The following is a 5,659-nucleotide window of genomic DNA, read 5'->3' on the forward strand; positions in this document are numbered from 1 at the left end:
CTTTAATGGGCCGGACTCTAATCCAATCTGGAGGAAATTCGCAGTGGCAGGTCATTGGCGATAAAGTCAGAATTTCCGGCAACTTCTTTCAGGCTGATGCCGATGGCGTGTTTGAAAACAGCATGACAATTCGCGGCGCGATGACCGCTCCTGAGTTTCTTTTCCGATTTACTGCCATTTCAAAACAATGAGGTATCGACCATGGCACTTATAAATTGTCCCGAATGCAGCGAAAGCGTCGCCGATAGCGCATTCAAATGCCCCAAGTGCGGAGTACAGCTTCGGAAACCGAAGCGCGGGTTTTTCGGCAAGCTTTTCAAGTGGTCATTTGTGCTTTTTAATTTGCTTATGGCTGTCTGGGTTGTCGGTGGATTCAATGCAGCCACAAAAGACGACAACGCTCTGTCTGGTGCAGAACAAGCCGGAGCAGCAATTGGCACGGGTCTAGGAGTCGCGATGCTCCTCATACTCTGGGTTATCGGAGCGGTTATCCTAGGGCTGTTTGTTATGTTCACTCGCCCAAAAGCCGCCTGATGCTCAGATCATTTGTCGCCATTCTGCTTCTTGTAAGCTCTACGACAGTCGCGTTTTCGCAAGAAAAATGTCTGACAGAGAAGGACGTTCTGGAGTACGTCAAACAGAAAAAAATGGTCAAAGCCCGTTGTTATTGGAATACCAACACTGCGGAATCGGAGGAGGAATTTCAGTGTGTGAGAACATGGGTACTCCCTGACCACAGTTACTTCTCCATCGAGAGCCAATTGGATTGTTTTGTAAAGCCAAAGCATATCGGTAAAGCCGAGATGCAAAAGCTCTACAAAGTTAAGAAGCCTGTACCGCCCTGTGATGACTGCGGCTAATCTGTCTATGGAGACCGTTTTGAAAACAATTTCTTTAATAGCGGTTTCCATAATCGCAATTGTGATTGGCTCTGATTTTGCGAAAGCCTCCGATTTGGAATTCTCAGTTTTCCCGGCACAAGGTATTTTTAGAGGGAAAGCGCAAATGCCCGATTTCAATGGGCAGGCAAGAGATTTTGCACCCTTCCGGACGCGAATAACGGATGCGATAAAGTCTGGCGTAACATTTGCCGGAGAGCTATCTGTTGCGCAGTTTGGCTGCGGCACCGGTTGCACAACGGTGATAGTGGCGAACAATAAGACCGGGCAGCTCTACGATTTTCCAAGAGGCGGAGAATTTAATCAGGCACTGACCCTGGAATTTAAACCAAACAGCAAACTTATGCTGGCACGTTGGTATACAGATAGCCTCTGGGAAACATGCGTTCTCGAAGCATTTCTGTTTGAGGATGGCAAGTGGATTACCAAGGAAGCAGTTGCAGGAAACGGTGACGAGGCTTGCACAGGCGATGTTTCTAAAGGACTGGCAAGGTCCAAAGAGTGAGAGATCGTACCTTAAGTTTCTGCCATAGAGGCGACGCCCTACAGCACTCAATATTGAGATCGCTTCCAGTCGATGTTCCAAGCGCTCTCTGGAAGGTCTTTGAGTAAGGTGGACAAATGGGAGACGATCCCCTCGTCATCGCCTTTTCGGGTTGAAAGTCTCGACCAAACGAAAGTGCGGCGTCCATCGAACTTCCATCTGCTCACGCCACCATTTTGGCTTTCAATTAGTGATGCGTATTGTTGGTCGATGTGAACAATGATCCTTTGTTCGAACCGTCCAAAACCGTTTGATTTCATTCATTCTCCCAATATCGAGAGAGGCGCTGAAGAGTTCAGCTCTCTAACTCCAGCGATTCATTTCAGGGTACGATCATAGTTTGCGGCAACAAATTAGTGGTCGAATTGTTGATTTTTGCCGGACTGTCCTGATCCGTGGAAACGTTTTTACCATTGAGATGCTCCCAAAATGGGAAATGGACAGACGACGCCGGATAGAAATTAAACGGAGCGTAATTCGTTTGATTGCTCCTAAGATAGCTTTCCAGTTTCAGCGAATAGCCCAAAAATTGATCAAGGTCATGAAGGCTGTTCACCGGCTTAAAGTCTATGAGTGAAATGTCTGCTGTTGGATTGGGAATCTTATAGCCGCCGTCCAGTGTAAGAAATCTACTATTATTGTCTTGGAAGTGGGCGAGTGTTTTTTCATGAAACAAAACCGCACCATGACCATGCGGATAAAGTGGATTTGTATGGAAGCGATTTTGACGACTACCTTCGATGTCGAACGCCATGAAGGCTAGTGGCTGGAGCTTTTTATTCCATCGCGTCACTTTGCCATTATTGAAGCATTGAGGTCGCAGAGTTAAAGCCTGATAGCGCCCAAATGCTTTATCAAGTCTGCGCTGCGCTTCGATAATGTTATGGCAATCTCCATAACTTCGGAGATGAACAGTAACAAGAAAAGCATTTTCACTTATGTAACATTGTGTTCTTGATGTATTTTTATCATCTGAATTAATAATGTCGAAATATGCCTTTTGAATAAATGTATCGAAAGCCCATTCTTTTGTTTTCTTTGTTGTCATTTTTACTCTTTTAAAGGCAATATAAATCTAATTGCGCCAATCGCAGAGAGGCGCATGCGAAAAATTAAATAAAGAAAATCAAAGTCGCTCTCGTGAGCGGACCTCTGATTGCCGAAAATCGACTTCTTCCTATTTATGATGTGGAGTTGATTGGCGCGAATTATATTATTCGCACTATGGATTATTAATAATCCAATATATTGTTTTATATTACCATATTGGCGCGATTATTTCAATCGCCTTATTGATAATTCTTGATTTTAATCTTCATCGGCATGCCGGAGGGGCCAATAAGGGTGTCAGTGACGAGCGGTGTCGATCCCCAATTGAGTCATTTGAGTAAACCGTAGCGAGACAACGCCATGAGACACTTTTAGCGTCTTATTAGGGTTGATTTCAGCATTCCGAGACGTTACGACTCATACATCTAGAGTCAAATGAGACAAAAGGGCATCAGATGTCAGTCATATACGGATATGCCAGAGTGTCGTCGGTCGATCAGGATTTGACCCTGCAAGAAGAGACCCTCCGATCAGCCGGGGCAACGCTTATTCTGAAAGAGAAGAAAAGCGGCACCACAACACAAGGCAGAGAAGAGCTTTCCAGACTGCTCGATTTCGCTCGGGAAGGCGACACCATCATCATTACCCGCATTGACCGTCTCGCCCGCTCGATAGGCGATCTATCCGCTATTGTGGACCGCCTGAAAGCCAAAGGTGTTTCCTTAAAGGCAACGGAACAACCAATCGACACCAGCACTCCAGCCGGAAAAGCATTTCTCCAGATGCTTGGCGTCTTCGCTGAATTCGAGACAGCCATACGCAGAGAACGCCAGTTGGAGGGAATTGCCAAGGCGAAGAAGGAAGGCGTCTACAAGGGCAGGAAAGCCACTGTTGATGGCGCTAGGATCAATGAGCTAGTGGCGGCTGGTAAAGGTCCGACCGAGATCGCGAAAACCCTTGGGATCGGCAGAGCGACTGTCTACAGATATTTACCGGACAAGGTTTAAATCGCTCAACAAAAGTGAACAGTTTTGTGTATTGTTCAACAATTGTGAAATCTGGCGGAAAACTAGGGCTGCACCGGGCGCGGGTAGGATTTGTAGCCCCTGAGCCCTCATCGAAACGTCAGTGCATAATTGTCTCGACTAGACAATTTGATAAAGGGTCTTCATTCTTTTTTTGCATTCACCTTCTTAGGTTGCGGAGAATATATATCGCAACCACCAAGGATTTGTGCATTGCTAAATATCAACTTCAAATGCCCCGAGTGCAACTCATTCATCGAAGATGAAGTTGATAATGCCACTTTCGACTGGACAAACGATAGCACTGGCGACGGGATAGAGAGCAACTATTCGACAGTTACCTGTACCGAGTGCGATGAAGATTACAATATCGAGGTAATCGCCATGCCGGGGCAAAAGGATGTGAAGGTGACTGATCATCCTGAAGTAAAAGTCCGTTTCATTGATGATACATTCGATTTTGAAGACTTCGGACCTGAAGACCTGCCTTTCGACGCTTATGAGGTGTATCAGCAATCAGTTGCAGACGCGAAATCCCTTCATACAAACTCGTACAAGTTAGGGATACCCGGTCAGCCGCTTCTAAAGGTGCTTTACCTTCAGTACGTCGTCATTTTGGAAGCGTATCTTAGTGACCGACTGATAAAAATAATCACCAACGATGATAAAAAACTACTTGCCTTAGTTGGAAGCACTGAGGCTCTCCGATCTTCAACGCATACGCTGATTGACATAGCTAAAGACCCAAATTTTGTAAAAAGGACTGCCAAAAAATATCTAGAACGAGTTTCATTTCATGATCTTTTGAAAGTTTCAGGCTTCTACGAAGCCGTGCTTGACGTTTATATTTTTGCTGACGAGCGCCCTGAAAAACCTAAGAAGAATAAGAAAAAAAATGAAGGTCAATCCGAACTGACTGCCGAAGAGCAGAAGATGCAACAAATAATCCAAATCCGACATCATATCGTGCATCGTAACGGGCGAGACAATGACGGAAACTTCATTCCGCTAAAACTCGAAGAGGTAGAAGAAGTCGCGAAACTGGTGAATGAAATGGTTGAGAGGATAGAAAAGAACTATCGTCCATATATCGAGCAGTTGTCCGAAGAGTTAGACAAGGACATTCCGTTTTGAAGTGATCGGGAACCCCCCTGATTGTTGGACAGTTTCTTCATCATACCACCAACGCCATGCTGTGCGCTCTAAGGAATTCAGCACATTTCATATCGTACTGAATGTGGACGCGCTCGGAATTAATGGTGAAGTCGTTAGGGGAGTACAAATCAAGGATTTTTGTTTTAAGTCGCTCATTTATGACGGGATTGTAGCCATATGCAGTCGCGAAGGTCTCAACCTCTTGTTCGGGTTCATCAAAGCCCTTGTCGATAGTCAAAAGCCGCATATTTTGCGGAGCGAAAGCGAAGCCAAGAAAAACGATGGTAGACGCGTTTGCCATTGCATGCTGAATTTTTGGTGCTCTATCACTCGCCCGCGACTCGGACCACGTAACGATATTGTCGCTCATTTGCCTTATTCTTTGGGGGGAAACATCGCCGCCAAAGGGATGCTCTTCCAAGTTTCCAAGGCTTCCGTATGGGTGGATAATATTGATCCTAGCGACAATCTGTCTCGCCCTATCAGGTGGAACATCACGGAACGCATTCATTATGGCATGTTCTAGGTACATTTCGATGCAGCGATCATAGTTGAAGCAAATAATCGTTATGTTGCTTCCCACGTTGTCAACGTCGCTGTTTCTCACCCCATCGAAGAGCATCCGCGTAAACGAATTGATCCATGTGTCAGAGAGTTGTGGGGGTGAAGAAGCCGCTGTTCCGAGTAGGGTAGTTGCGAGCTTACTGCGGCGCTCTGCTTCCAAGATCGCGTAAGCAATCTGGATTTTCCCCACTTCCGCGATTACTTCGTCTCCGGTATGGCGATTTATGAATTCGTCAATTGAACCAGCGTGATCGATAGCACGATTGATTTCCGCCATTCCCAATAAGCGTGCGTTGATTTCGTCATCGTCTTTGGTGTATCGATTGACAATGCATTTATAGATCGGCTCAACGCCTTCACTAATTGACTGGAGTGCACCCCATTTCACCGGGCAAGTCGGCTAGATTGATTTAGCCCTGATG

At 45.8% G+C, this 5,659-nt stretch carries 7 protein-coding genes and 1 pseudogene; 5 read left to right on the forward strand and 3 right to left on the reverse strand.

Annotated features, from left to right (window positions below):
• The 3 genes and pseudogenes from QRN60_RS24500 to QRN60_RS24510 all read left to right on the forward strand — a co-directional run.
• Positions 1 to 191: pseudogene (locus tag QRN60_RS24500) on the forward strand (hypothetical protein); the annotation flags it as partial.
• Positions 192 to 201: 10 nt separating this feature from the next.
• A complete protein-coding gene (locus tag QRN60_RS24505) occupies positions 202 to 534 on the forward strand; it encodes a zinc ribbon domain-containing protein (RefSeq protein WP_111817767.1) in 333 nt (110 codons plus the stop codon).
• Between the two features lie 345 nt (positions 535 to 879).
• Positions 880 to 1,404: a hypothetical protein gene (locus tag QRN60_RS24510; RefSeq protein ID WP_129567220.1), complete on the forward strand. Its 525-nt coding sequence runs from the start codon at positions 880 to 882 to the stop codon at positions 1,402 to 1,404.
• Between the two features lie 47 nt (positions 1,405 to 1,451).
• Here the strand turns inward: QRN60_RS24510 and QRN60_RS24515 are convergent, their stop codons facing one another.
• Together QRN60_RS24515 and QRN60_RS24520 are read right to left on the reverse strand one after the other, a co-directional pair.
• Positions 1,452 to 1,703 (reverse strand): hypothetical protein, encoded by a 252-nt coding sequence (locus QRN60_RS24515; RefSeq protein WP_111817770.1) that lies wholly within the window; start codon positions 1,701 to 1,703, stop codon positions 1,452 to 1,454.
• Positions 1,704 to 1,765: 62 nt separating this feature from the next.
• Entirely contained in the window at positions 1,766 to 2,491 is a 726-nt protein-coding gene (locus QRN60_RS24520; protein ID WP_129567219.1) for a hypothetical protein, read from the reverse strand.
• Between the two features lie 457 nt (positions 2,492 to 2,948).
• On the opposite strand from QRN60_RS24520, the gene QRN60_RS24525 reads away from it, so the two are divergent.
• Both QRN60_RS24525 and QRN60_RS24530 read left to right on the forward strand, forming a co-directional pair.
• Positions 2,949 to 3,500 (forward strand): recombinase family protein, encoded by a 552-nt coding sequence (locus QRN60_RS24525; protein WP_111817772.1) that lies wholly within the window; start codon positions 2,949 to 2,951, stop codon positions 3,498 to 3,500.
• 231 nt (positions 3,501 to 3,731) lie between these two features.
• On the forward strand, positions 3,732 to 4,652 hold the full coding sequence (locus QRN60_RS24530) for a hypothetical protein (RefSeq protein ID WP_111817773.1): 921 nt from the start codon (positions 3,732 to 3,734) through the stop codon (positions 4,650 to 4,652).
• A 40-nt stretch (positions 4,653 to 4,692) separates the two neighbouring features.
• On the opposite strand, the gene QRN60_RS24535 is transcribed toward QRN60_RS24530, so the two are convergent.
• Complete coding sequence (locus QRN60_RS24535) at positions 4,693 to 5,625, reverse strand: hypothetical protein (RefSeq protein WP_111818785.1); 933 nt, start codon at positions 5,623 to 5,625, stop codon at positions 4,693 to 4,695.
• Positions 5,626 to 5,659 lie beyond the last annotated feature (34 nt).

Origin of the sequence: Agrobacterium sp. CFBP2214, from assembly GCF_030209895.1 — a bacterium.
Lineage (GTDB): Bacteria > Pseudomonadota > Alphaproteobacteria > Rhizobiales > Rhizobiaceae > Agrobacterium > Agrobacterium radiobacter.

Coding starts and splice junctions, on each gene's coding strand:
- QRN60_RS24505 (WP_111817767.1), top strand. CDS start 202: ATGGCACTTATAAATTGTCCCGAATGCAGCGAAAGCGTCGCCGATAGC.
- QRN60_RS24520 (WP_129567219.1), bottom strand. CDS start 2,491: ATGACAACAAAGAAAACAAAAGAATGGGCTTTCGATACATTTATTCAA.
- QRN60_RS24515 (WP_111817770.1), bottom strand. CDS start 1,703: ATGAAATCAAACGGTTTTGGACGGTTCGAACAAAGGATCATTGTTCAC.
- QRN60_RS24525 (WP_111817772.1), top strand. CDS start 2,949: ATGTCAGTCATATACGGATATGCCAGAGTGTCGTCGGTCGATCAGGAT.